This window comes from Nocardia sp. NPDC058114 (assembly GCF_042884695.1).
GTDB lineage: Bacteria > Actinomycetota > Actinomycetes > Mycobacteriales > Mycobacteriaceae > Nocardia.
This window is the reverse complement of the sequence record NZ_JBHVTK010000011.1, coordinates 86,305-110,573: the sequence shown is the minus strand read 5'-3', so window position 1 is coordinate 110,573 and position 24,269 is coordinate 86,305. Positions and strand designations below refer to the sequence as shown.

The window sequence follows — 24,269 nt, the reverse complement described above, 5'->3', positions numbered from 1 at the left end:
CGCCCAGTCTTCCATGTGCGCCCGACACCGCGGTCACGGACACGGATCAGGACTGGAGCAGACCGGCGATGAGGAGCAGCAGCGATTGCTGGGTTTCGATGCGAGCACGGTCGGGGTCATCGGCGTGGGCGACGATGAGCGAGGCTTCGGTGATGGCGCTGAGCAAGAGTTGCGCGAGTACCGGAACGGGGGCGACCGGGATCAGGCCCGCGTCGGTGGCGCGTTGCAGTTCGTCGGTGATGAGGCCGAGTCCGTGGCGAGCTTCGAATTCGCGGAAAGCGGGCCAGCCGAGGACGGTCGGGGCGTCCATCAACACGATGCGCAGCATTTCCGGGCGGGCGCAGATGTCGAGAAAACGCGCCAGCCCCGCGGTCATGCCACCGATGATGTCGGCGCGGTCGACAGCGGCGACAGCGCTCGCGATCTCCTCGGTGGCCTCGGTCTCGACCTGTTCGAGGACCGCGAGGAACAGTCCGCGCTTGTCGCCGTAGTGGTGGTGCAGGGCGCCGCGGGTGACACCGGCGGCGGCCACCAACTGCTCGGCCGACGTACCGGCGAAGCCGCGCTCGGCGAACAGGCGACGGCCTGCCTGCTCGAGCGCGGCTCGGGTGACCCGGGAGCGATCCTCCTGACTACGGCGCTGCATGCAGCCGAGTGAACTCCACGATCAGTTCGGTGAGCAACTCCGGCCGGTCCTCGGGGATGAAAGTGTAGGAATTGTCGAGGGTGCGCAGGCTCGCCCGCGGGAGATCGGCGACCAGCCGTTCGGCCAGCGCCATCGGGAACAGTTTGTCCTCGGTCGACCAGACCACCAGCACCGGCGCATCGACCGTGCCGAAGCGTTCGGCGGCGGCCACGGTGCATCGATTGTCGACACCGGCGGCGAAGCGGCGCAGATCATCGCGGATGGCGGCGTTGCGCCGGGCAGACCCCAAATAGGACTGCGCGATCTCTTGCGGCAGTTCATGTTTGGTGACCAGCCCGAATCCGAGTGGCAGGCGCTGCATGAACCCGAAGCGCATCGGCGCCAGCAGCGGCCGGATCACGCCGGGAATCTTCGCCACCTTCAGCAAGCCCGCGAAAGGCTGCGGCGGGAACACTTCGTAGCAGTCGACGGCGGCCAGGACGACGCGGCCGATCCGTTCCGGCCGGCGGGTCATCAGGATCTGGGTGAGCGCACCACCGGTGTCGTTGGCGACGATCGTGACATCGGTGAGGTCGAGCGCGTCGAGGAACTCGGCGATCAGGTCCGCGATGCCGGTGGGACCGAGATCGGCGTCGGGCATCGGGATGGTGTGGGATCCGAGCGGCCAGTCGGGCGTGAGGCAGCGGTGGCCTGCGGCGGCCAGACCGGGCACGACCCCGCGCCAGATATCGGCGTTGACGAGCAGTCCGTGGACGAAGACGACCGGCGATCCGGAGCCGGTGTCGTGATAGCGGATGCGGCCGGATGACAGGGCGATCTCGCGTGCCGGGCCGAGTGCTGAGCTGATTCCCATGGGGTCCTCCCCTGGTCGAATACTGGGCACGTCCACTGTTACATACATACCGTATGTATGTCTATACCCACCCTAGGGGATGTGGACGGGTGACCAGGTTCGCGTTACGGTCGAGCCACGCACCTGCAGAGACGGAGCTCACATGTCCGCGCCCGACCACATCGCGCCGAATTCCTCGGCCGATCTCGGCCTCACCGAGCTGTCCTCGGCCGTGGCCGACGGCAGTATTTCCTCGGTCGTCGCCGTCGCCGACGCGCTCGACCGGATCGAGGCGTCGCAGCCGTCGCTCAACGCGTTCCGGGTCGTCCGTCGCGACGCCGCGCTGAAGGAGGCGGCCGAGGCGGACGCGCGGTTGGCGGCGGGTGTGCGGCTGCCGCTGCTGGGTGTGCCGATCGCGGTCAAGGACGACACCGACATCAGCGGCGAGGTCACCGCCTTCGGGTGTGGTGGGGAGTTCACGCCGAAATCCGCCGACGCCGAATCGGTGCGCCGGCTGCGCGCGGCGGGTGCGGTGATCGTCGGCAAGGCCAATACCTGCGAGCTGGGGCAGCTGCCGTTCACCAGCGGTGACGCGTTCGGCCACACCCGCAATCCGTGGGATCGCACGCGCACGCCGGGTGGGTCATCGGGCGGGTCCGCGGCGGCGGTCGCGGCCGGATTGGTCCCCGCCGCGCTGGGTTCCGACGGCGCGGGGTCGGTGCGTATCCCGGCCTCGTGGACCAACCTGATCGGGATCAAGCCGCAGCGAGGGCGCATCTCCACCTGGCCGCTGGCGGAGGCGTTCAACGGGCTCACCGTCAACGGACCGCTCGCGCGCACTGTGCGGGACGCGGCGCTGCTGCTCGACATCGCCGCCGGACCGCACGAGGGCGACCGGCACAAGCCCGCGCCCATCGAGGCGAGCGCGGCCGTCGGGCGCGATCCCGGCAAGCTCAGAATTGCGCTCTCCCTGAGCATTCCGTACACCGCGACCACCACCGCGCTCGATCCACAGATCGCGGCCGCCGTGCACGCGCTGGCCGCCACCCTGCGCACGCTCGGCCATACCGTCACCGTGACAGACCTGCACTACGGGTTGATGATCGGCGCGTCCTTCCTGCCACGATCACTGGCGGGGATCAGCCGGGTGCACCGGGATATGCCGGGCGCGGTCGTCGACCCGAGGACCACCACCAATGCGCGCATCGGACGTGTGCTCAGCGGACCCGCACTCACCGCCGCGCGTCTCGCGGAACCCCTGCTGCACAAGCGCATCGGCTCGTTCTTCGACGACTACGACCTGGTGCTGGCGCCGACCACCGCGACCCCTCCCCCGCAGGTGGAGGAGATCGATGGCATCGGCTTCGGTGCGACGAACAATCTGATCACCGCCGCATGCCCGTACACCTGGCCGTGGAACGTGCTCGGCTGGCCGAGCGTGAACGTGCCCGCCGGCTTCACCGACGCCGGACTGCCGATCGGTGCGCAACTGATGGGCACCGCCGACAGCGAACCACTGCTGATCTCGCTGGCGGCCCAGCTGGAATCGGAACTGCACTGGGAACGTCACCGCCCCGCGCAGTGGTGGTGACCGTTCCTATCGGCCCGGTTCCGTCCACCCTTCGAGGTCGCTCTTGGTACCCGACGGACAACCGTCCTGGCCGGTCTGCCGGGGAAACATCATCAGGCAGCGCTGTGGTCCCGCGCCGCCGACCGCGGTGGTGACCAGCACCGCGATCGACGAGCCGTCGGCGACACGGCTGGTCGAGAAACCGAGAGTGCCAGTGACGCCGCGATAGTCGGACTCGCGCAGCTGGACCGCGATGGCGGTTCGGTTCGGCGGGAGGTCGGCCAGCACGCCACGGCTGTTGCGCACCGCTTGAACGAACAGGCCGCTCACGTCGAAGGCCAGACCGGTACGGTCACCCGCCCAGGTGGGCCGGTAGTCGGTGAGGTCGGGATAGCCACGGAGGTCCCCGATCAACCCCGCCAGTTCGGTACACAGCTGCTCGTGTTCGAACGGCACCGGCTGGTCGCCGAGCTTGCCGATGCCGCCGACACAATCGGCGCCGCCGAGCATGACCGGCGAGGCCTTGGACACATAGCGCACGGTGAGGTTGGCGGGAAGCGCGGCGGTGGCCTTCGGATCGGTGATCAGCCTGGTCACCGCGTCGTTGCCGAGGATCGCCGGGCCCGCGCCGCTGAGGCAGCCGCGACTCACCGATTTGGCGAAGGTCGGGAAGTCGTCGTTGCGGCCCGCGAAGAACAGCAGGGTGCGACGGTCGAATCCGGCGGTCTCGCACGGTGCGGGGAAACGGTAGAGCTGCTGCTGTTCGCGCCAGCTCATACTCTGTTGGGCCACACCGCGTTTGGTGAGCTCCTTCTGCAGATCTTCCACCAGGGTGGTCACGTACAGATCACCGGCGGCCTCGGGGTGATAGATCGCCACCTTGTCGTAGCGCGATGCGCCGTTGAGGTCACGCGCACCCTGCACATAGTCGGCGACGAGACGGGCCTGCACGGTATTGCTCGGTGCCGCTTGGAAATACAGCGGCGATGCCTGCTCCAGACCATCGGCGGACAGGGTCGTGGCCACCGCGGGCACCCCGAGTTCACCGAGACGCGTGATGGCCTTGCGGGTTTCGTCGTTGCTACGATCGATTCCCACCACACCGAGCACGCTGGGATCGTCGGCCACGAGCTCGCGCAGCGGATTGTCGACCACCCACCCGGCCTGGCGCATATCGGAGCCGCCGTTGGCGATGATGATGCGCAGCAACGGTTCCGATTCATCGGAGGCCAGCAATGCGCGACGCTGCTGCACCGCCAGTCCGGCCAGCTCCTCGACCTGGGCGTGCGGATAGCGCACATTGGTGTCGACGTAGCTGAGGCCGGCGAAGTACACCAGCGAGATCAAGGGTCTGTTCGGGTTGTTCGCGCGCGCGTCGGCCGCGGCGACATTGAGCCGGAACACTTCTCGCTGCATCGCCGACAGCTCGGGGTCATCGGCGAAGGTCTGGCGGGGGTTGTCGCTGTAGCCGACGCATTCACCGTCGCGCAAACTCACCGAGACACCGTCGGTCCACGGCCAGTGCGAGCATTCGGCGCCACGCAGCGGCGGGAAGTAGACCAGGGTCGCGGCCACGGCAAGCACGATCGGGATCAGCACACACAGACCGACGAACCAGCTGCGCGCGGCGAGCGGCGGCGCGGGCGGCAGTGCGAGACCGCGAAATCGGCCATCGCTGACGCGCGGGGTCGTGTCGGGCGGCAGGATCGCGCGCAGGGGCAGAAACCAGGCGTCGGCCTGACGATGGGTGCGCCGATTGTCGATCTCGCGCACCCACTCCTGCAGTGGATCGGGCGGTTGCGGGGTCGGCGCGTCGGCGAGACTTTCCAGGGTGCGCAGCGGGCGGAGGTCGCTGATGTGCGAGAGCTCGCCGACCTCACGGCTGGGCCCTTCGTCGCGCAGCGCCACCACGACCAGCGGATCGAAAAGGCCGGTCTCGTTCCGGATTTCGTTGATCCAGGTGAGGATGCGCGCACCGTCGCTGCCCTCGGCCAGACCACCGAGCAACGCCACCGGGTACGCGGTGCGCCGCCAGCTCGACGGGCGCCAGATCCGGCGTCGGTAGGCATCGCGCAGGTCCTCGAGAAACGCGTGCACGAGGAGCTTGGCAACCTGCTCCTCGTTCTCGTCGACCCGATGTGACGCGGTGAGCCGGGACGCGAAACCGAGGAAGCTGCCCGACAATTCAGGCGCCAGGTAGCGCTGGTGCAAGAACCACCGCGTCACCTTCGACATGCCGGGAATGCGCCCCGACACCCACAGCCACAACCGCAGCACCGGCCACAGCGCCAGCACACCGAAGACCACTCGCGAAATCGTGTCGCCCGCAACACCTTCGGCGGTGTCGGAACGGCTCGTCGGTGAACCGCTACGCAGCAGTTTGGGCAGTCTGCGACGCAGCTCGTCGGGTGCCTCGGATTCGTCGGAAGTCACCCGCTGGCGGGTCAGCCAGTCGGCGGTGCGGTAGCGCGGGAACTTGATCGCGCCCATCGCGGTGTCGTCGGCGGCGAAACCCGCCACCAGCTGCTGGACGATCGGCAGGCAGTGGCCGGGGATCTCCTGGTCATTGGCGTGCGGACCCGCGTCGATCGCGTTGAGGTCGGGGGTGAGCAGCGTGCGCGGCAGGTCGGGCGCGTGCAGGTCGATCTTGACGCGCGGCGTCGCCCGCCTGCCCCCGGATTCGCTGAGCCAACTGTAGATTTCGCCGACCAGCGCGGTGTGCCCGGCAACGCCGACGACTTCGATGATCGGCCGCGGCAGCGCGCGCCGCCCGTGGACCAATGTGCGCAGCACGCGCGGGCGGGCGTCGGGAATCTCGAGCGCCCGCAGCAGCTCCAGCAGCTTGCCGACATCATTGGCATCGGGCACTTCCACGGCCTCCCCGGACGATCAGCGACGCACGCCGAACGAACCGGCGTGTTCGCCGAACGATACCCCGAACCGCCGACCGTCAAACGGTCAAAAGCCCAGCTTTCCCAGCTGTTTCGGATCGCGCTGCCAATCCTTGGCGACCTTCACGTGCAGGTTCAGGTAGATGCGGGTGCCCAGAATGTGCTCGATCTGCTTGCGGGCATTGGTGCCGACCTCCTTGAGGCGGGCACCGTTCTTACCGATGATGATCGCCTTCTGACTCGGCCGTTCGACGTACAGCAGGGCATGCACTTCGAGCATGTCCTCGTTCGCCTCGTACGGCTCGATGTCCTCGATCACCACGGCCAGCGAGTGCGGTAGTTCGTCGCGCACGCCTTCCAGAGCGGCCTCGCGGATCAGCTCGGCCATGAGGGTTTCCTCCGGCTCGTCGGTGATCTCCCCGTCGGGATAGAACGCCGGACCCTCTTGCATCTGCGAGGCGATCACGTCGACGAGCACCTCGACCTGTTCGCCCTTCACGGCCGAGACCGGAACGACCTCGGCTTCGGGGCCGAGCAGCTTCGACAGCGCCATCAGCTGGTGCGCGATCTCGTCGCGACCCACCTTGTCGATCTTGGTGACCACGCCGAGGATCTTGGTCTTGGGCGCCATCATCCTGATCTGCTCGACGATCCAGCGGTCACCGGGGCCGATCTTCTCGTCGGCCGGGATGCACAACGCGATCAGGTCGACCTCGGAATAGGTGTCGCGGACTAGGTCGTTGAGACGCTGGCCGAGCAGGGTGCGCGGACGGTGCAGGCCGGGGGTGTCGACCAGGATCAGCTGGGCGTCCTCGCGGTGCACGATGCCGCGGATGGTGTGGCGGGTGGTCTGCGGGCGCGAGGAGGTGATCGCGATCTTGGTGCCGACCAGGGCGTTGGTGAGCGTCGACTTGCCGGTGTTGGGGCGGCCGACGAAACAGACGAAGCCGGAACGGAATTCCTTGCCGGAGTCAGCCACCGTGCACCTCGCTCAGCACGGCGCCGGTGCGGTCGGTGCGGATCACCGAAGCCGACGGCGAGACCTCGCGCACGGCGTCGATGCCCGCGTCCTCGGCGTCACCCCCGACGACGACCGCCGCCTCGAACCCCTCGGCGCCGCTCGAGATCGCGGCGGCCACGGCGGCCTGCAGCGCGGTCAGGCGCAGCGCGTTCAGCCCGACCTCGCCCGCGGCGTAGGTGCGGCCATCGGTATCGCGCACCGCGGCGCCGCTCGCACCCCCGGTGCGGCCCAGCGCGCCACGCGCCAGTACCAGCAGTTTGTTGTCCTCTGCGTTCAGTTCACTCATGGTGCTCTCCGTTGTCGTCGGGCACGCGCACCGTGTCGGTGTCGGCGGTTGCCTCGTCGGTCGTGCCCTTGCGGGGCTTGTCGGTCTTCTTCTCCGCCTTGTCGGCCTTGTCCGCGGCCCGGCGCACCAGCACGGTGTTGACTCGCATGCGCCCGCGCGCGTCGGCGCCACCCTCGCCGCGCAGCACCAGCCCGTAGACGGTCACCTTGGAGCCGGGCAGCGGAACGCGGCCCAGCTCGTGAGCGAGCAGCCCGCCCACCGTGTCCACGTCGTCGTCCTCGATGTCGAGGCCGTACAGCTCCCCCAGGTCTTCCACCGACAGCCGCGACGAGACGCGGTAGCGCCCGTCGCCGAGGTCCTCCACAGGCGGGGTTTCGTCGGTGTCGTATTCGTCGGCGATCTCACCGACGATCTCCTCGAGCACGTCCTCGATGGTCACCAGGCCCGCGATACCGCCGTACTCGTCGACCAGCAGCGCCATGTGATTGCGGCGGCGCTGCATCTCGTCGAGCAGTTCGTCGAGCGGCTTGGAATCGGGGACGAAGTTCGCGGGCCGCATGACATCGCCCACCGACACCTTGCGGGCGCGATCAGCGTAGGGCACAAGGTCTTTCAGGTAGACCACGCCGCGGATGTCGTCGACGTTCTCGCCGATCACCGGAATCCGGGAATGGCCCGATCGCACCGCCAGCGACATCGCCTGGGCGGCGGTCTTGTCGTCCTCGATCCACACCATCTCGGTGCGCGGCACCATCACCGCGCGAGCCGGAGTGTCGCCGAGCTCGAAGACCGACTGGATCATCCGGCGTTCATCGTCGGCCACCACGCCGCGCTCGCGGGCCATGTCGACCACCTCACGCAGCTCGATCTCGGAAGCGAAGGGGCCGTTGCGAAATCCCTTACCGGGGGTGATCGCGTTGCCGAGCAGAATCAGCAGGCGGCTGACCGGGCTGAGCACCGCGCCGATGATCTGCAGCGGCACGGCGGCGGCCAACGCGATCGAGTAGGCGTGCTGACGGCCGAGGGTACGCGGACCGACGCCGATCACGACGTAGGAGACAACAACCATCAGCGCGGCGGTGACCAGCAGCGCCGTGCTCTCGTTCCACAGGTCCAGCGTCGCCGCCGCCAGCAGCACCGTGGCAGTGATCTCGCACAGGATACGCAGCAGGACAACGAGATTCACATAGCGCGGACGGTCGTCGACGATCTTGCGCAGTCGCGCGGCGCCGGGGCGCTCCTCGCGGACCATGTCGTCGAGCCTGGCCCGTGACACCGTGTTCAGTGCCGAGTCCACGCCCGCGAACACCCCGCCGATACCGATCAACACGATTGCCAGCGGGATCAGGGTCAGTGCTGTCACGCGGGGCCTTCACCGGGTGCGGTGAAACCTGCCTTGCCGAGTAGACGGTCGTCACGCTCGGCCAGCTCGGCGCGGCGCTGCTCCTCGCGCAGGCTCACGTACCACTCCTCGAGCAGCTGGGCCTGCAGCGCGAACATCTCCTTCTCCTCCTCCGGCTCGGCATGGTCGTAGCCGAGCAGGTGGAGCACGCCGTGCACGGTGAGCAGGGCCAGCTCGTGATCGAGCGAATGGTCTGCCTTCTGCGCCTGACCCATCGCGAACTCCGGGCACAGCACGATGTCACCGAGCATGGACGGGCCGGGCTCCGGGCTGTCGGGACGACCGCCGGGCTCGAGCTCGTCCATCGGGAACGACATCACGTCGGTGGGGCCGGGCAGGTCCATCCAGCGCACGTGCAGGTCGGCCATGGTGTCGAGATCGACGAGCACCATCGACAGTTCGGCGGCAGGATGGACGTCCATCCGGCCGATCACGAAACGCGCGACGCTGACCAGGTCTTCTTCGGGAACGTCCATGCCCGATTCGTTGGCGATCTCGATGCTCACCTGTTCAGGGTACGGTGCTGGCCCGACGCCGCCGGGAGCGGCATCGGGCCAGCGTGGCGCACCTCAGCGCCGGTCGCTGCGACCCGCGGCCCTGCGCTGGGCGCGATTGCCCGGGTAGTGCGGGCCCGGCACCGCGCGGGTCTCGGATTCGAAGCGGTCGTAGGCGTCGACGATGTCGGAGACCAGCCGGTGACGGACCACGTCGGCGCTGGTGAGCTCCGAGAAGTGGATGTCGTCGATATCGGTGAGGATCTCCGCGGCCGCCCGCAGGCCCGAGCGCTGACCGTTGGGCAGGTCGACCTGCGAGATGTCGCCGGTGACCACCATCCGCGAACCGAAGCCGAGGCGGGTGAGGAACATCTTCATCTGCTCGGCCGTGGTGTTCTGCGCCTCGTCGAGAATGATGAACGAATCGTTGAGGCTGCGACCACGCATGTACGCCAGCGGCGCGACCTCGATGACACCGGAGGCCATCAGCTTCGGAATGGCTTCGGGGTCCATCATGTCGTGCAGGGCGTCGTAGAGCGGGCGCAGGTACGGGTCGATCTTGTCGTTGAGGGTGCCGGGCAGGAAGCCGAGCCGTTCACCCGCCTCGACCGCGGGCCTGGTCAGGATGATGCGGGTGACCTGCTTGGACTGCAGGGCCTGCACCGCCTTGGCCATGGCCAGGTAGGTCTTACCGGTGCCCGCGGGGCCGATGCCGAACACGATCGTGTTGTCATCGATCGCGTCGACATAGCGCTTCTGGTTCAGCGTCTTGGGGCGGATGATCTTGCCCCGCCGCGACAGGATATCCAGGCTCAGCACCTCGGCGGGCGATTCGGACACGCCCTCGTCGGTGAGCATCGAGATGGTGTGGCGAACCGCCTCGGGCGTGATCACCCGGTTGCGGCCGGTCAGCGCCACGAGCTGCTCGATGACCCGCTCGGCCAGCGCCACATCGCCTGCCTTACCGGTGATGGTGACGGTGTTGCCGCGGACATGGATGTCGGCCGGGAGGAGTTTCTCCAGCTGCCGCAGGTTCTGGTCGGCCGAGCCGAGGAAACCGAAAACCGACTCCGGGGCGAGCTCGATGCTGGAACGCACGGTCCGCGCGGCGGGACCAGCATTGTTACCGCCTGCGCCGATGTCTGATACGGGGTTGGTGGGGTTGCCGATCTCGCCTGAGTTCTTCAAAAGTGGCTACAGCCTGCTTCCGGTTTCGACCTGGTGTTCGATGAGATCAGTTTACCGCCGAGCACTGACACCGCACAGTGGATAAAATGCGCCCGTGGTATGCCGTTCGCGTCCCCGTGAAATACCCGGTTCCGGACGGTCCACTCCTGCCTCACCAGCGCGAGGTCAACGCCCCCAGCGCGCCGAGCGCGACGGCCGCCGCGGTGGAGGTGCGCAGCACGGTCGGGCCGAGGAGCACGATGTCGGCTCCCGCCTCCGCGAGCGCGGCCAGCTCGGCGTCGTCGAGGCCGCCTTCGGGGCCGACGATCAGCACCACTTCGCTCGCCGCGGCCAGCGGCAGTTCGGTGAATCTACCCGCGCCGGATTCGTGCAGGGCCGCGACGATCGCGCCGTCCGCCTTGGCTTTTCGCACCAGTTCCACCAGGTCTCGGGTGCGGTGCAGGGCGGCGATCTCGGGAATGTAGGCGCGACGGGATTGGCGGGCCGCAGACTTCGCCGCCGCACGCCACTTCTCGATGCCCTTGGCGGCCTTGGCTTCCCAGTTCGCGACGCAGCGCGCGGCCTGCCACGGGACGATCAGGTCCGCGCCGGCCTCGGTCATCAATTCCACGGCCAGCTCGGAGCGATCCGACTTGGGCAGCGCCTGCACCACGGTCACCGCCGGGGTGGGCGGCGCGGCGATCCGACGGTCACGGACCGCCAGTTCGAGCCGGTCCTTCTGGGCCGCAACGACTTCCGAGTCGGCCAGCACACCGTGCCCATCGGACAGGGTGATCGGTTCGCCGACCTTGATCCGGCGCACGGTCGCGGCATGGCGGCCTTCGGGGCCGTCCAGCACCGCGACAGCGCCCGGCTCGGGGACCTCGTCGAGGTAGAAGACCGTTGCGGCCACGGGCTCAGCGCCCGCTGAACGACGCGCGCAGCCGGGCGAACAGACCGCTGTTGTGCTCGGACTGGGTCGACATCACCTCGGCGCGATCCTTGTCCCGCATGCCCTTGAACTTGCGCAACAGATCGGTCTGCCTGCCGTCGAGCTTGTTCGGCACGACGATGTCGAGGTGGGCGAGCAGGTCGCCGCGCGCACCCGAACGCAGGCGCGGCATGCCGTGCGCCCGCAGCTGGATGACCTCGCCGGGCTGAGTGCCCGCCGCGATGGTGAGTTCGGTGGGGCCGTCGAGGATGGTGTCGACGACCACGGTGGTCCCGAGGATCGCGTCGACCATCGGCACCCGGACCGTGCAGTGCAGGTCGTCGCCGTCGCGCACGAAGGTGTCGTGCGGCTGCTCGACTACCTCGACGTAGAGGTCACCGGCATGGCCGCCGCCGGGGCCCACCTCGCCCTGCGCCGCGAGGCGAACCCGCATGCCGCTGGCGACACCGGCCGGGATGGGCGCGGCGATCTCGCGACGGGCGCGCACGCGGCCGTCGCCACCGCACTTGTTGCAGGGGTCGGGGATGGTCTCGCCCGCGCCACGGCAGGTGGGGCAGGGCCGCGAGGTGAGCACCTGGCCGAGGAACGAGCGCTGCACCGACTGCACCTCGCCCGCGCCGTCGCAGGTCTCACAGCGCACCGGCTTGGAGTTGCCGTTGGTGCCAGAGCCCACGCAGACATCGCAGAGGATCGCGGTGTCGACGGTCAGATGCTTGGTGACGCCGACCGCGCATTCGGCCAGGCTCAGCCGAGTGCGGATCAGCGAGTCGGCGCCGGGCTGCACGCGGCCGCGCGGCTTACGCTGGCCACCGCCCTGGCCGCTCATCCCGCCGAAGAACGCCTCGAAGACGTCGCCGAGGCCGCCGAAGCCCGCACCGTTGAATCCTGCTCCGCCGCCGCCGTTTTCGAGCGGGTCACCGCCGAGGTCGACGATCCGGCGCTTCTCGGGGTCGGTCAGCACCTCGTAGGCGGTGGAGACGTCCTTGAAGCGGGCCTGCGCGCCCTCGTCCGGGTTCACATCGGGGTGCAGTTCGCGGGCCAGCTTGCGGTAAGCGCGCTTGAGCTCCTGGTCGGTGGCGTTCTTGCCGACGCCGAGCAGTCCGTAGTAATCCCGTGCCACGTGAGTTCTCTAGTCCTTGGTCGGTGTGGGCCGGCCGAGCGCCGGGCGCATCCTTTAGTCGAATCCACTCAACTTTACCGGCCGAAGTATCGACCTTAACAGTCCGGTTGTCGTGGATCCCGAGCTGGCTTCACCTTTCGGCGAGCACCTCGCCGATGTAGCGGGCGACCGTCGCGACGGATGCCATGGTGCCGGGGTAGTCCATGCGGGTCGGGCCGAGCACACCCATACCGCCGAGCACAGCGCCCGCCGCACCGTAACCGGTGGAGACGACGGAGGTGCCGCGCATCTGCTCGACCTGGGTCTCCTCGCCGATCTGCACCATCACCTGGCCCGGCTGCTGGGCGGCGGCGAGCAATTTGAGCACGATGACCTGTTCTTCCAGGGCTTCCAGCACGGTGCGCAGGGAGCCGGGGAAGCCGAAATCGGCGACATTGCGGGTGAGATTGGCCGTGCCGCCGAGGACCAGGCGTTCTTCGGGGTGCTCGACCAGCGTCTCCACCAGGACGGTCGAGACCCGGACCAGCACGTCGCGGATCTTGGCCGGTGCGCGTTCGGGCACACCGGCTACCGACGCACTCGCCACCGACAGCAGCTTGCCGTCCATAGCCCCGCCGAGCAGGCCGCGCACGGCGGCCAGGTCCTCGTCGGAGATCACCGCGCCCAGGTCGACGATGCGCTGGTCGACGCGGCCGGTGTCGGTGATCACCACGAGTAACAGCCGGGCCGGGTTGAGCGCGACGACCTCGATGTGGCGCACGATCGAGGCCGAGACGGTGGGGTACTGCACCACAGCGACCTGGCGGGTGAGCTGGGCCAGCAGGCGCACGCCGCGGCGCAGAACGTCGTCGAGGTCGACCCCGGATTCGAGGAATTCCATGATCGCCCGGCGTTCGGCGCCCGAGAGCGGTTTCACCTCGGCGATCCGGTCGACGAACTCGCGATAGCCCTTGTCGGTGGGGATGCGGCCCGAGCTCGTGTGCGGCTGCGTGATGTAGCCCTCGGCCTCCAGCACCGCCATGTCGTTGCGGATGGTGGCGCTGGAAACGCCGAGGTGATGACGTTCCACGAGGGACTTGGAGCCGATCGGTTCCTTGGTGGCGACGTAGTCCGCGACGATCGCTCGCAGGACCTCGAAACGTCGATCCTCGGTACTCGACGCCATCGACCCCACCTTCCTCGCTCGTGCCTGGTACGTCACGCCTACCCGTGCTGCGTTCGCACAGGGTCGCACGCCGACGCTCGCAGCGTCTTGTTGTCCAGTCTAATTGTCTTGTTGCCGATCCCTGGATCGCACGGCTGTCCGGCATCGAACCGTCATGCGGGGATATCCGGCGTCGGGGGCGGTGTTCGGCTTGTCGGCTCGGTCGAGCCCCACGCCAGGGTTGTCCACAGACCCGAGTTATCCACAGTTGTGGTTTCGCGGGTTGCCGGGCTCGGGCAGCGGGCGTAGATTTCGGACTGAATCAGGGGGCCTACCAGCTGTTTTCAGCTGACTACAGAGTGCACGGGGAGGGAACTGTGGTGTATCCGGGTGGGGTCGGCGAAGCGGGGCAAGTCGGTTCGAGCGCGGTCGCGGTGCGGCCGGCGGAGTTCGCCCGGATCGACGGTGCGTGTGTGGAATTTCTCCACGCGATCGCGCGGATACGGGCGCTTGCCGTGGAAATCGGCGATCAGGAGCGCTGGGGGCTCGGCGAGGGAGAAGCGCGGTTGGTATCCGGTCGCACATTGGTCGCGCGATTGCGTTCCCTCGCGGCGGCGAACGAGAACAGCGTCACTGCCGTATTGGACGCGCATTCACAGATCGTGGCCGATATTCGGCAATCTTTCCGGGCTGCGCGCGATCTGATGGTGGTTGCTGACGAAGCGTGGGCTGATCGACTTCGGATGCCGGAACCCTCTGCGGGACAACATATTTCTTCGGTGTCAGCGTGACAGGCCCCGAGCCGAGCGGTATTCGCGGCGAGAACACATATCCGGACTATTCGAGCGACGTCACGAAATCGGGTGTTCCCGGCGGCGGGGAGAACACGCATTGTTGGCGACATCGGGAGATCGTCGCGGCATTCGGGGCGCTCGAGGTGACCGACGCGTTGGCGCAAGCGGACAGGTTCGAGCAGATCGCGCGGTGGTGGGACGAGGGTCTACGCGCATTCCGGCACGCAGTGGATGGGTCGCTGGCATCGGCTTGGTCGGGCGTGGGTGCCGCCGCGGCCGGATCCGCGGTCGACGACTATGTCGCCCGAGCGCACGATCTGACTGTCGCGCTGGAGGATTTGCCGGACGTGGTTCGAGCGGCTGCCGAGGCGATCGTGGCGACCAAGTACGCAGTCGGGTCACCCGTTGCCGAGGAGATCGGCGCCGCGGCATGGTCGGCGAGTGGGGCGGTACACACCATGGGCTCAGCATCGGCGCACGGTGCGGCGTCGGCCGCGGAGGAGGATGCGCGGGCGGCGATGCGGCAGCGATACGTGTTGCCGATCGCGGAGTTGGTCGCTCGCATTCCGGTGCTGCCCATGCCACTTCGGTCGTTCGACTCCGGCGAGCTGAGCGATCGGCAATTACTGATCGGCACCGTGGGGCAATCGCGAGGCGAGCGGCACAAGCTGTCGCCGGTCGAGGTTTCCGCAGTTGGCGGGCAGAACTTGTCCGCCGCGTCCGGGGAGAGTTCGGCCCAGCAGGTGGCGATCGGCCACTCGGAGAAGGTGAGGAGTGATGGGCGCGGCACAGGAATGCCGATCGACGGTCACGAACTGGTCGACGGCAGATCGGTGGAATCCGATGACCGATCGGCACGCCCCGGCAACGCTACGACGGTGACCTCGGCGTCGTCGGGTGTCACTGGCGCGGCACCGCCGAGCGGTGCGGCTACGTTGACGGCACCTGTCGGCGCGGGTTTGCTCACAGCGCCCGCGGGGACTTCCGCGGCGGCTGTCGACCCCGGGGTGGTTTCGACGGGCCGTGTTCCCGCTGCAGGCTCAGCGGCTGGGCGTATGGGTCCGAGCGTCAGCACGAGCGGAGGCGATGACCGGACATGGGGTAGGGCACCGCGGTATCGACCGCCCGGCCAGCACGATGTGTCGAGGCCGGGTATCGGGCACAGCGTTCCCGGATCGACAGGCCCGGCTATCGGCGTCAACCCGCCGTCGGGGCACGCCACAACCAGGTCGGTCGATCGCTACTTCCATTGCGGAGGAGGACCGCCGACGGCGCCCGCGCCGGGCGTCGACGCCGTGCGCGGACTGCCGGAGTACTTGATCACGCTCGCGAACACCGCGGAACTACTCGGTGCGCCACGACCGGCGATAGCCGGTGGGGTGATCGGTGGTGGCGATGACTTCTCGCCGGTCGAGCAACGCTCAACGGCGACTCGGGGCTGACGGCGATGTCAGCGCGTCGGCGAAGGCGTCGGCAGTGGCCGCCCGATTCGGGCGGCCGGTGCCGGATCAGACTCGGGCAGCAGCGCCGCAGCGAGCGGCGGAGTCGGGGGCGCCGACCTGCTTGCCCGCGAGGGCGTCGAGACCCAACATCGCCAGCAGCGACGTGCAATCTTCGGCGTCGTTCGAGTGCGAAGCGACCGTCCGCGCGGCGACCGCGCATTGACGAGCGTTCTCCGCCTTCTCCGCGGAGCGCGCTTCAGCGAATTCGCTCTGCTCGTGGACGAGGGTGATGTGCCGTTCGGTGGACATATAACTCCCTAGGATCGAGCCGAAGCCTACGCCCCTAATCGTTATCTTCCACCCCGAACCCACCGAACATACCCTTAGAGCACCCCGCTGTTCGAGGCCTCTCGCCAGGTGTGCATTGGTGGATTACACCAGGATGACCGGGCAATCTTTGGATGCGATCCCAAGCCTGAGAAATCTCGAAATTCAGATCACGATGACATCACCACTCGCGCGATTCTTCGACTGGTTCAGCAGCCCGTCGATCAGCCGAGAACGGCTCCCGCGCCCCCTCGCGCGGTCAGATGAGGAGGTCGCGGACGATGCCGTCGGCGAGGAGGCGGCCACGGTCGGTGAGGACCAGATTGTCGCCGGTGACGCGGGCCAGGCCGTCGGCCAGAATGCGGTCGAGGGCCGAGCTTGCCGAGGGGGCTAGATCCGCGAGAGGCAGGCCGGTCCGGAGGCGGACGGTGAGCATGAGGTGTTCGGTGTAGCGCTCGTCGTCGGTGAGGGCCTCCCAGCCCGCGGCGGGGAGACCGCCCAGGGCGACACGGTCGGCGTAGCGGGCGGGGTGCTTGACGTTCCACCAGCGAACGCCGCCGACATGGCTGTGCGCGCCGGGACCGGCGCCGAGCCAGTCGCCACCGTCCCAGTAGCCCAGGTTGTGCTGACAGCGGGCGGCATCGCTCGCGGCCCAATTGGAGACCTCGTACCACGTCAGACCGGCGTCGGCGAGGCGGGCATCGATGCGTTCGTAGCGGGCGGCGAGGACATCGTCGTCGGGTGCGGGCAGTTCACCACGGCGGACCTTGCGTGCCAGCGCGGTTCCGTCCTCGACGATCAGGGAGTAGGCGGAGACATGATCGACACCGGCGGCCAGCACCGCGTCCAGACTCAGATCCAGATCGGCATCGGTCTCGCCCGGGGTGCCGTAGATCAGATCGAGGTTCACGTGGTCGAACCCGGCCGCGCGCGCCTCTTTCGCCGCGGCGACCGCGCGGCCCGGCGTATGCGTGCGGTCGAGCACCTTCAGCACGTGCTGTGCGGCGGACTGCATGCCGAGCGAGATCCGGGTGTAGCCCGCCACGCGGAGCCGCTCGAAGAACTCGGGCGAGGTGGATTCCGGGTTGGATTCGGTGGTCACCTCGGCGTCGGCGGCCAGGGTGAAGTTCGCCCGCACGGCATCGAGAACCGACGCCAGCCCGTCACCACCGAGCAGCGACGGTGTCCCGCCGCCGACGAAGATCGTCGACACCGCGGGCGTCGCGCTCGGCAGGGCACCGAACTCGGCCGCGGCGGTCGCGAGCTCGCCGCGCAACGCCTCCAGCCACGACTGCGGCGACGCCGAAGTACCCAGCTCCCCCGCCGTATAGGTGTTGAAGTCGCAGTACCCGCAGCGCGTGGCGCAGAAGGGAACGTGCACGTACACCCCGAACGCGCCGCTCCCGAAATCGCGCAGCACCGGTCGATCGGCATCGGCCGGTGTCACGCCGGGAACCCCGGAAGCAGCGCTGGTAGTCACCCCTCCAGTCTGCCGGGCCCTGGTAGCGCGCTCCGCCCGGCCCCTCGCACGTCAGTCCGTCACGACGGGCGTGTTCTGGTTGGCGGTGAGCACCCAGGCGCCGTCTTCCTTGGTCATCACATACATCGGCGTGCCCTGCCCGGACAACTCGCCGTCGAGGGTGAAGTAACTCTGGCGGATCTTGACGGCGGCGACATCGGGCCGCAGGAACAGCACGTGCTCGACCTCATAGGTCGCGGTGCCGTGCGTCGTGGCCCCTGGCAGCACCTGCGCCGTGAACTCGGCGATGGCCGGGCGCCCGAACAGCCGCTTGCCGTGACCGGTGGTCCAGATCGCGTCCTCCCGGAAAACGGCGACGAACTCCTCGGCCAGTTCGTTGGCCTGGGCGTGCGCGATGGTGTCGACGACGGCGCGGATGGCCGCGAGTTCGGTGCCGAGATCGGCGGGGGTCTGACCGGCGGCAGTGGCGTCATTGCTCATGGCACTACTGTGCAACCTCGAGTGCGATCCAGGTCAACCACGCTGTGCGGCACCGCACACATGTCCGCGCGGGGTATCACAGCCCGGTTCCGGGCGGCGGCCTATGACCCCCGTCACAGAACAGGACGGCCGTCCAGGGAATTTCCCCCAAAAGTGCGGGAAATATCTCCTTGCGGTCGGAACGACCAGGCTGACGTGGCACAATAGCCACATGCACGCAACTGGAGTACGACTCGTGGCCCGTCGCCACGTCGACTTCCAGCGTGTCTGCAGCGCCTGTTGTCGGCCCGGTTTCCACCGGTAGCGCAGCGGCGTCCACGCCCGGGTATCCCCCGGTGCCTTCGACTTTCATCGGCCCGCTGACTCCCCTGACGCGAGCCAGCCCCTCGCGCCTTCAGCACGGATGTCCCAACACCCCCGCAGGAGCGACCACCCATGACGTCGAGCACCGACGCCGGTTCGACCGAACAGTCGACGGCGCAGGCCCGCACTGAGCGTTCAACTGCCCAGCGCCCGGCCCGCCCGAGCACCGATGCCCCGGTCGCACCGCGCGCCCGCACCGGCAAGCCGGTCCGCCGCCGGTCCGAAGGCCAGTGGGCCCTCGGCTACCGCGAGCCGCTGAACCCGAACGAGCAGTCCAAGAAGGACGACAACCCGCTCAACGTGCGTTCGCGCATCGAGAACATCTACGCCAAGGGCGGCTTCGACTCGATCGACAAAGCCGACCTGCGTGGCCGTTTCCGCTGGTGGGGTCTCTACACCCAGCGTGAAGAGGGCTACGACGGCACCTTCACCGACGACGACAACATCGACCTGCTCGAAGCCAAGTACTTCATGATGCGGGTGCGGTGCGACGGCGGTGCGCTTTCCGCCGCCCAGCTGCGCACGGTCGGCCAGATCTCCACCGAGTTCGGCCGCGACACCGCCGACCTGTCCGACCGCGAGAACGTCCAGTACCACTGGATCGAGGTCGAGAACGTCCCGGAGATCTGGCGCCGGCTCGAGTCGGTCGGTCTGCACACCACCGAGGCGTGCGGCGACTGCCCGCGCGTGGTCCTCGGTTCGCCGCTCGCGGGCGAGTCGCTCGACGAGATCATCGACCCCACCTGGGCGATCGACGAGATCGTCAAGCGCTACATCGGGAAGAAGGAGTACTCGAACCTTCCCCGCAAGTTCAAGACCGCGATCTCGGGCCAGCAGGACGTGGTGCACGAGATCAACGACATCGCCTTCGTCGGCGTGAACCACCCCGAGCACGGCCCCGGCCTCGATCTCTGGGTCGGCGGCGGTCTGTCCACCAACCCGATGCTGGCGCAGCGCGTCGGCGCTTTCGTGCCCCTCGAAGAGGTCCCCGACGTGTGGGAAGCGGTCGTCTCGCTCTACCGCGACTACGGCTACCGCCGCCTGCGCACCAAGGCCCGCCTGAAGTTCCTGATCAAGGACTGGGGCATCGAGAAGTTCCGTCAGGTACTCGAGGACGAGTACCTGAAGCGTAAGCTCATCGACGGTCCGGCACCCGTGCAGCCGGCCAAGCCCATCGACCACGTCGGTGTCCAGAAGCTGCGAAACGGCCTGAACTCCGTGGGGTTCTCCCCCATCGCCGGTCGCGTCTCGGGCACCATCCTGAGCAAGGTCGCCGACGCCGCCGAGAAGTACGGCTCGGATCGCATCCGCTTCACCCCGTACCAGAAGCTGATCGTCCTCGACATCCCCGACGACCAGGTCGACGCGCTGATCGACGAACTCGAACCGCTCGGCCTGCAGGCCCGCCCCTCGGTCTGGCGTCGAAACCTCCTCGCCTGCAGCGGCATCGAGTTCTGCAAGCTGTCCTTCGTCGAGACCCGCAAGCGTTCGCAGGTGCTCGCACCCGAACTCGAGCAGCGCCTGGCCGACATCAACGCCGAACTCGACGTGCCGATCACCATCAACATCAACGGGTGCCCGAACTCGTGCGGCCGGTCCCAGATCGCCGACATCGGCTTCAAGGGCCAGCTCGTCGACGACGGCACCGGGAATCAGGTGGAGGGTTTCCAGGTTCATCTCGGTGGCAGCCTCGGCCTGGACAGCGCGTTCGGCCGGAAGTTGCGTCAGCACAAGGTGACCAGCGTCGAGCTCGGTGACTACATCGATCGCGTCGTCCGCAACTTCGTCAAGAACCGGGAATCCGGGGAACGCTTCGCGGTGTGGGCTGTGCGCGCCGACGAGGCCGACCTCCGATAGTCGATGAGGAGATCCCCACTGTGACAACGAATCTCGCGGCCAAACTGTCCGAAGCCGAATTGCGCGCGCTCGCCGAGCAGGGCGCGGCGGAGCTGGGCCCCGACGCCTCACCCGCCGACCTGATCGCCTGGACCGACCGCAACTTCGGGAACGGCTACATCGTCGCCTCGAACATGCAGGACGGTGTGCTGGTCCACCTGGCCGCGCAGACCCGTCCCGGTGTGGACGTGCTGTTCCTCGACACCGGCTACCACTTCGCCGAGACCATCGGCACCCGCGACGCGGTCGAGGCCGTGTACGGGGTGAATGTGGTGAACGTGCGCCCCGAGGCGAGCGTCACCGAGCAGGACGAACTGCTCGGCAAGGATCTGTTCGCCCGCGACGCCGCCGAATGCTGCCGGCTGCGCAAGGTGGTCCCGCTGAAGAAGTCGCTGAGCGGCTACAACGCGTGGATCACCGGCATCCGCCGCGTCGAGGCGCCCACCCGCGCCAACGCGCCACTGATCTCGTTCGACGAAGCCTTCGGCCTGGTGAAGATCAACCCGATCGCACCGTGGTCCGACGACGAGATGCAGGCCTACATCGAGGCCAACGGCATTCTCGTCAATCCCCTGGTGGAGGAGGGCTACCCGTCCATCGGCTGCGCGCCGTGCACGCGCAAGCCCGAGCCGGGGTCCGATCCGCGCAGCGGCCGCTGGGCCGGTATCGCCAAGACCGAATGCGGATTGCACCAATCATGACCATCACCACCACTGGGAGTGAGCCTGTGAGTACCAACACCACCGAACGCGAACTCGGCCTGTCCGAGTTCGACACCCTCGCGGCGCTGGAATCCGAGGCGATCCACATCTTCCGTGAGGTCGCGGGCGAATTCGAGCGTCCCGTGATCCTGTTCTCCGGCGGCAAGGACTCCACCGTCCTGCTGCACTTGGCGCTCAAGGCCTTCTGGCCCGCGCCGCTGCCGTTCACGCTGCTGCACGTGGACACCGGCCACAACCTCGACGAGGTGCTCGAGTTCCGCGACAAAGTGGTCGAGCGCTACGGCCTTCGCCTGCACGTGGCCTCGGTCGAGGAGTACCTGGCCGACGGCCGCCTGACCGAGCGCCCCGACGGTATCCGCAACCCGTTGCAGACCGTGCCGCTGCTCGACGCCATCACCGAGCACCGCTTCGACGCGGTCTTCGGCGGCGGTCGTCGCGACGAGGAGCGCTCGCGCGCCAAGGAGCGGATCTTCTCGCTGCGCAACGCCTTCGGGCAGTGGGATCCGAAGCGTCAGCGCCCCGAGCTGTGGAACCTCTACAACGGCAAGCACGCGCCGGGTGAGCACGTACGCGTGTTCCCGCTGAGCAACTGGACCGAGCTCGATATCTGGCGCTACATCGCCCGCGAGGACATCGACCTGGCGTCGATCTACTACGCGCACGAGCGTCCGGTGTACTCCCGTGACGGCATGTGGATGACGCCCGGCGTGTGGGGCGGCCCGAACGAGAACGAGGTCCTCGAGACCCGTTCGGTGCGCTACCGCACCGTCGGCGACGGCTCCACCACCGGCGCCATCATCTCCGACGCCGCCGACAACCAGGCCATCCTGGCCGAGGTCGCGGCGTCACGACTGACCGAACGTGGCGCTACGCGTGGCGACGACCGTGTGTCCGAAGCCGCCATGGAAGACCGCAAGCGAGAGGGTTATTTCTGATGTCCGACCTATTGAGGCTGGCCACCGCCGGTTCTGTCGACGATGGCAAGTCCACGCTGGTCGGACGGCTGCTCTACGACACGAAGTCCGTGCTGGCCGATCAGATCGACGCGGTCACCCGCGCCTCGGTCGACCGTGGACTGTCCACGCCGGACCTGTCGCTGCTCGTCGACGGCCTGCGCGCCGAGCGTGAGCAGGGCATCACCATCGACGTGGCGTACCGCTACTTCGCCACGCCCAAGCGGTCTTTCGTGCTGGCCGATACGCCGGGGCACGTGCAGTACACCCGCAACACGGTGTCGGGCGCGTCCACGGCGCAGCTGGTGATCCTGCTGACCGACGCACGCAAGGGCGTCATCGAGCAGACCCGTCGCCATGCGGCCGTGCTGGCACTGCTCGGTGTGCCGCGTCTGGTGCTCGCGGTGAACAAGATCGACCTCGTCGACAACCCGGCCGAGGTGTTCGCCGAGATCTCCGCCGAGTTCAACGAGCTCACCTCGAAGCTGGGCTGGGCCACCGAGGACGTCATCGAAATCCCGGTCTCGGCGCTGCACGGCGACAACATAGCCAGCCGCTCCGAGAACACCCCGTACTACAACGGCCCGTCGCTGATCGAGCACCTGGAGTCCGTTCCGGTGGACGCTGATTCGACTGGTACGCACGCGCTGGGTCTGCGTTTCCCGGTGCAGTACGTGATCCGTCCGCGCACGGCCGAATACCCCGACTACCGGGGTTACGCGGGTCAGATCGCGGCCGGTTCGGTGTCACCCGGCGACGAGATCGTGGTGCTGCCCTCGGGTAAGAAGACCACCGTCGAGCGCATCGACACCCCGGACGGCGAACTGGCCGTGGCGCAGGTCGGGCGCAGCGTGACGCTGATCCTGGCCGACGAGGTCGACATCTCACGCGGCGACATCATCGCCTCGGTGCACGACGCGCCGGAGTCGATCGACACCTTCGACGCGACCGTGTGCTGGCTCGGCGACAAGGGTCTGCGTCCCGGCGCCCGGCTGCTGCTCAAGCACGGCGCCAAGACTACCCAGGCCATCGTCGGCGCGCTCGTGGAGCGGTTCGACGAGCAGACGCTCACCGCACAGGCCGGCCCGGAGTCGTTGGAGCTCAACGACATCGGTCGCGTCTCGCTGCGCTTGGCCGAGCCGATCCCGGCCGACGACTACCGCACCAACCGGCACACCGGGTCGTTCCTGCTGATCGACCCCGCCGGTGGCAACACGCTCGCGGCCGGCCTGGTCGGCGACGTGCTGACCTCGGTCGAGGTCGGTACCGCGGTCTGATGTATCGCCTGCCCGCTCCGCCGCGTGGTGCCGTTGCGGTGCCGCGCGGCGCGGGCGGGCCCGCGTTGATCGCGGTTGCCCATGGCAGCCGCGATCCGCGTTCGGCGGCGACCATGGCGGCCGTGGTCGCCGACGTTGCCGCTGCCCGGCCCGACATCCCGGTCCGGCTGGCTTTTCTGGATCTCAGCACGCCCTCGGTGGACGAGGTGGTCGACGACCTCGCCACCCAGGGGCACACCGACGTGATCGTCGTTCCGCTCCTGCTGGGCAACGCTTTTCACGCGCGGGTCGACCTTCCGGCGCTACTGGCCGAGGCAGGCCGCCGTCATCCCCGGCTGCAACTCACCCAGGCGGCGGTACTCGGCCCCGATCCGCTGCTCATCGCCGCGGTGGCCGACCGAGTCGCACTCTCGTGCCACCTCCCCCTGCTCCCCACCCTGGTCACACCGTTGGTCCCAGCCTTTCCGGGTGCGCTCGCTGCCACAACAGATCCGTTGAGTGATGCTCCGGTCGGAATCGCCGTCGCCGCGGTCGGTTCGCGCGACGCCGCGGCCAATCGGCGGACCGCGGTGGTATCTCGACGACTGGCGGCGGTGACCGGCTGCCCTACTGAAATGTGCTTCGCGACAGTCGAACCCAGTGTCGATCTGGCGGTGGATCAGCTGCGCGCCCGCGGAGCCGAACGCATCGTCGTCGCGCCGTGGTTTCTGGCGCCGGGGCTGCTCACCGACCGGCTGGCCGCGGCCGCGCCCGAGGTCGTGCATGCCGACGTGATCGGAGCACACTCCGCGCTGGTCGACGTGATCTGGGCTCGATACGACACTTCCGTCGCCACCGCGCTCGTACTCTCGGCCTGATCCCAGCAGATTCGGGCCGCTCGGTCCCGCCCCGAACGGGGTAACCCGTCGCGCTGCCCTCGATTCGGCCGAGCCCACTCCGACCGGTTCGGGACGCGAGCGCGAGGTTCGCGCTGCCCACATCCGCACCCGCGACGATCCGCGCTTTCACTT

The 24,269-nt window shown here is 68.2% G+C and carries 22 protein-coding genes; 8 read left to right on the top strand and 14 right to left on the bottom strand.

What is annotated here, in order from left to right:
* Window positions 1-46: 46 nt before the first annotated feature.
* Window positions 47-646, bottom strand: a complete 600-nt coding sequence (locus ACFVVI_RS30335) for a TetR/AcrR family transcriptional regulator (RefSeq protein WP_378993872.1) — start codon at window positions 644-646, stop codon at window positions 47-49.
* On the bottom strand, window positions 633-1,499 hold the full coding sequence (locus tag ACFVVI_RS30330; protein ID WP_387447764.1) for an alpha/beta fold hydrolase: 867 nt from the start codon (window positions 1,497-1,499) through the stop codon (window positions 633-635). Before ACFVVI_RS30330 ends, ACFVVI_RS30335 begins: the two co-directional genes overlap by 14 nt.
* 142 nt (window positions 1,500-1,641) lie before the next feature.
* Between ACFVVI_RS30330 and ACFVVI_RS30325 the strand changes: the two genes are divergently transcribed.
* Window positions 1,642-3,069, top strand: coding sequence for an amidase (locus ACFVVI_RS30325; protein ID WP_387447762.1), 1,428 nt, complete (start codon window positions 1,642-1,644; stop codon window positions 3,067-3,069).
* 6 nt (window positions 3,070-3,075) lie between these two features.
* On the opposite strand, the gene ACFVVI_RS30320 is transcribed toward ACFVVI_RS30325, so the two are convergent.
* The 9 genes from ACFVVI_RS30320 to hrcA form a co-directional block, all read right to left on the bottom strand.
* Window positions 3,076-5,916: an ABC transporter substrate-binding protein gene (locus ACFVVI_RS30320; protein WP_387447760.1), complete on the bottom strand. Its 2,841-nt coding sequence runs from the start codon at window positions 5,914-5,916 to the stop codon at window positions 3,076-3,078.
* Window positions 5,917-6,006: 90 nt separating this feature from the next.
* The gene (gene era / locus ACFVVI_RS30315; protein WP_379299443.1) at window positions 6,007-6,918 is read right to left on the bottom strand and encodes a GTPase Era; all 912 of its coding nucleotides are present in this window, start codon (window positions 6,916-6,918) and stop codon (window positions 6,007-6,009) included.
* Window positions 6,911-7,246 carry a cytidine deaminase gene (locus tag ACFVVI_RS30310; RefSeq protein ID WP_387447758.1) on the bottom strand — a complete coding sequence of 112 codons (336 nt, stop codon included), beginning with the start codon at window positions 7,244-7,246 and terminating at the stop codon, window positions 6,911-6,913. Before ACFVVI_RS30310 ends, era begins: the two co-directional genes overlap by 8 nt.
* Window positions 7,239-8,609 (bottom strand): hemolysin family protein, encoded by a 1,371-nt coding sequence (locus tag ACFVVI_RS30305; RefSeq protein ID WP_379313931.1) that lies wholly within the window; start codon window positions 8,607-8,609, stop codon window positions 7,239-7,241. The genes ACFVVI_RS30310 and ACFVVI_RS30305 overlap by 8 nt, the downstream gene beginning before the upstream one ends.
* Entirely contained in the window at window positions 8,606-9,154 is a 549-nt protein-coding gene (ybeY, locus tag ACFVVI_RS30300) for an rRNA maturation RNase YbeY (RefSeq protein ID WP_364410399.1), read from the bottom strand. The genes ACFVVI_RS30305 and ybeY overlap by 4 nt, the downstream gene beginning before the upstream one ends.
* 63 nt (window positions 9,155-9,217) lie before the next feature.
* A complete protein-coding gene (locus ACFVVI_RS30295) occupies window positions 9,218-10,282 on the bottom strand; it encodes a PhoH family protein (RefSeq protein ID WP_378637749.1) in 1,065 nt (354 codons plus the stop codon).
* Window positions 10,283-10,481: 199 nt separating this feature from the next.
* Complete coding sequence (locus tag ACFVVI_RS30290; RefSeq protein WP_387447755.1) at window positions 10,482-11,222, bottom strand: 16S rRNA (uracil(1498)-N(3))-methyltransferase; 741 nt, start codon at window positions 11,220-11,222, stop codon at window positions 10,482-10,484.
* A gap of 4 nt (window positions 11,223-11,226) precedes the next feature.
* Complete coding sequence (dnaJ, locus tag ACFVVI_RS30285; protein ID WP_378993858.1) at window positions 11,227-12,381, bottom strand: molecular chaperone DnaJ; 1,155 nt, start codon at window positions 12,379-12,381, stop codon at window positions 11,227-11,229.
* Window positions 12,382-12,511: 130 nt separating this feature from the next.
* Window positions 12,512-13,546 (bottom strand): heat-inducible transcriptional repressor HrcA, encoded by a 1,035-nt coding sequence (hrcA, locus tag ACFVVI_RS30280; RefSeq protein WP_378637503.1) that lies wholly within the window; start codon window positions 13,544-13,546, stop codon window positions 12,512-12,514.
* Window positions 13,547-13,902: 356 nt separating this feature from the next.
* Here hrcA and ACFVVI_RS30275 point away from each other — a divergent pair, with 356 nt between their 5' ends.
* The gene (locus tag ACFVVI_RS30275; protein ID WP_387447753.1) at window positions 13,903-14,316 is read left to right on the top strand and encodes a hypothetical protein; all 414 of its coding nucleotides are present in this window, start codon (window positions 13,903-13,905) and stop codon (window positions 14,314-14,316) included.
* A complete protein-coding gene (locus ACFVVI_RS30270) occupies window positions 14,313-15,761 on the top strand; it encodes a hypothetical protein (RefSeq protein WP_387447751.1) in 1,449 nt (482 codons plus the stop codon). The genes ACFVVI_RS30275 and ACFVVI_RS30270 overlap by 4 nt, the downstream gene beginning before the upstream one ends.
* 66 nt (window positions 15,762-15,827) lie before the next feature.
* Here ACFVVI_RS30270 and ACFVVI_RS30265 read toward each other — a convergent pair whose 3' ends face one another.
* The 3 genes from ACFVVI_RS30265 to ACFVVI_RS30255 all read right to left on the bottom strand — a co-directional run bounded on the left by ACFVVI_RS30265 (window position 15,828) and on the right by ACFVVI_RS30255 (window position 18,048).
* The gene (locus ACFVVI_RS30265; protein ID WP_067456243.1) at window positions 15,828-16,070 is read right to left on the bottom strand and encodes a hypothetical protein; all 243 of its coding nucleotides are present in this window, start codon (window positions 16,068-16,070) and stop codon (window positions 15,828-15,830) included.
* 277 nt (window positions 16,071-16,347) lie between these two features.
* Entirely contained in the window at window positions 16,348-17,535 is a 1,188-nt protein-coding gene (gene hemW, locus ACFVVI_RS30260) for a radical SAM family heme chaperone HemW (RefSeq protein WP_387447933.1), read from the bottom strand.
* A gap of 84 nt (window positions 17,536-17,619) precedes the next feature.
* A complete protein-coding gene (locus ACFVVI_RS30255) occupies window positions 17,620-18,048 on the bottom strand; it encodes an SgcJ/EcaC family oxidoreductase (protein WP_379311913.1) in 429 nt (142 codons plus the stop codon).
* A 435-nt stretch (window positions 18,049-18,483) separates the two neighbouring features.
* Here ACFVVI_RS30255 and ACFVVI_RS30250 point away from each other — a divergent pair, with 435 nt between their 5' ends.
* Genes ACFVVI_RS30250 through ACFVVI_RS30230 form a run of 5 tightly spaced genes read left to right on the top strand, consistent with a single transcriptional unit; the run spans window position 18,484 to window position 24,116 of the window.
* Window positions 18,484-20,268 carry a nitrite/sulfite reductase gene (locus tag ACFVVI_RS30250; RefSeq protein ID WP_387447748.1) on the top strand — a complete coding sequence of 595 codons (1,785 nt, stop codon included), beginning with the start codon at window positions 18,484-18,486 and terminating at the stop codon, window positions 20,266-20,268.
* Window positions 20,269-20,288: 20 nt separating this feature from the next.
* Complete coding sequence (locus tag ACFVVI_RS30245; RefSeq protein WP_379311915.1) at window positions 20,289-21,008, top strand: phosphoadenylyl-sulfate reductase; 720 nt, start codon at window positions 20,289-20,291, stop codon at window positions 21,006-21,008.
* Window positions 20,987-21,964, top strand: a complete 978-nt coding sequence (gene cysD / locus ACFVVI_RS30240) for a sulfate adenylyltransferase subunit CysD (protein ID WP_378993846.1) — start codon at window positions 20,987-20,989, stop codon at window positions 21,962-21,964. Before ACFVVI_RS30245 ends, cysD begins: the two co-directional genes overlap by 22 nt.
* The gene (locus ACFVVI_RS30235) at window positions 21,964-23,259 is read left to right on the top strand and encodes a sulfate adenylyltransferase subunit 1 (RefSeq protein ID WP_378993844.1); all 1,296 of its coding nucleotides are present in this window, start codon (window positions 21,964-21,966) and stop codon (window positions 23,257-23,259) included. Before cysD ends, ACFVVI_RS30235 begins: the two co-directional genes overlap by 1 nt.
* Window positions 23,259-24,116, top strand: a complete 858-nt coding sequence (locus ACFVVI_RS30230; RefSeq protein WP_387447745.1) for a sirohydrochlorin chelatase — start codon at window positions 23,259-23,261, stop codon at window positions 24,114-24,116. The genes ACFVVI_RS30235 and ACFVVI_RS30230 overlap by 1 nt, the downstream gene beginning before the upstream one ends.
* Window positions 24,117-24,269: the final 153 nt, after the last annotated feature.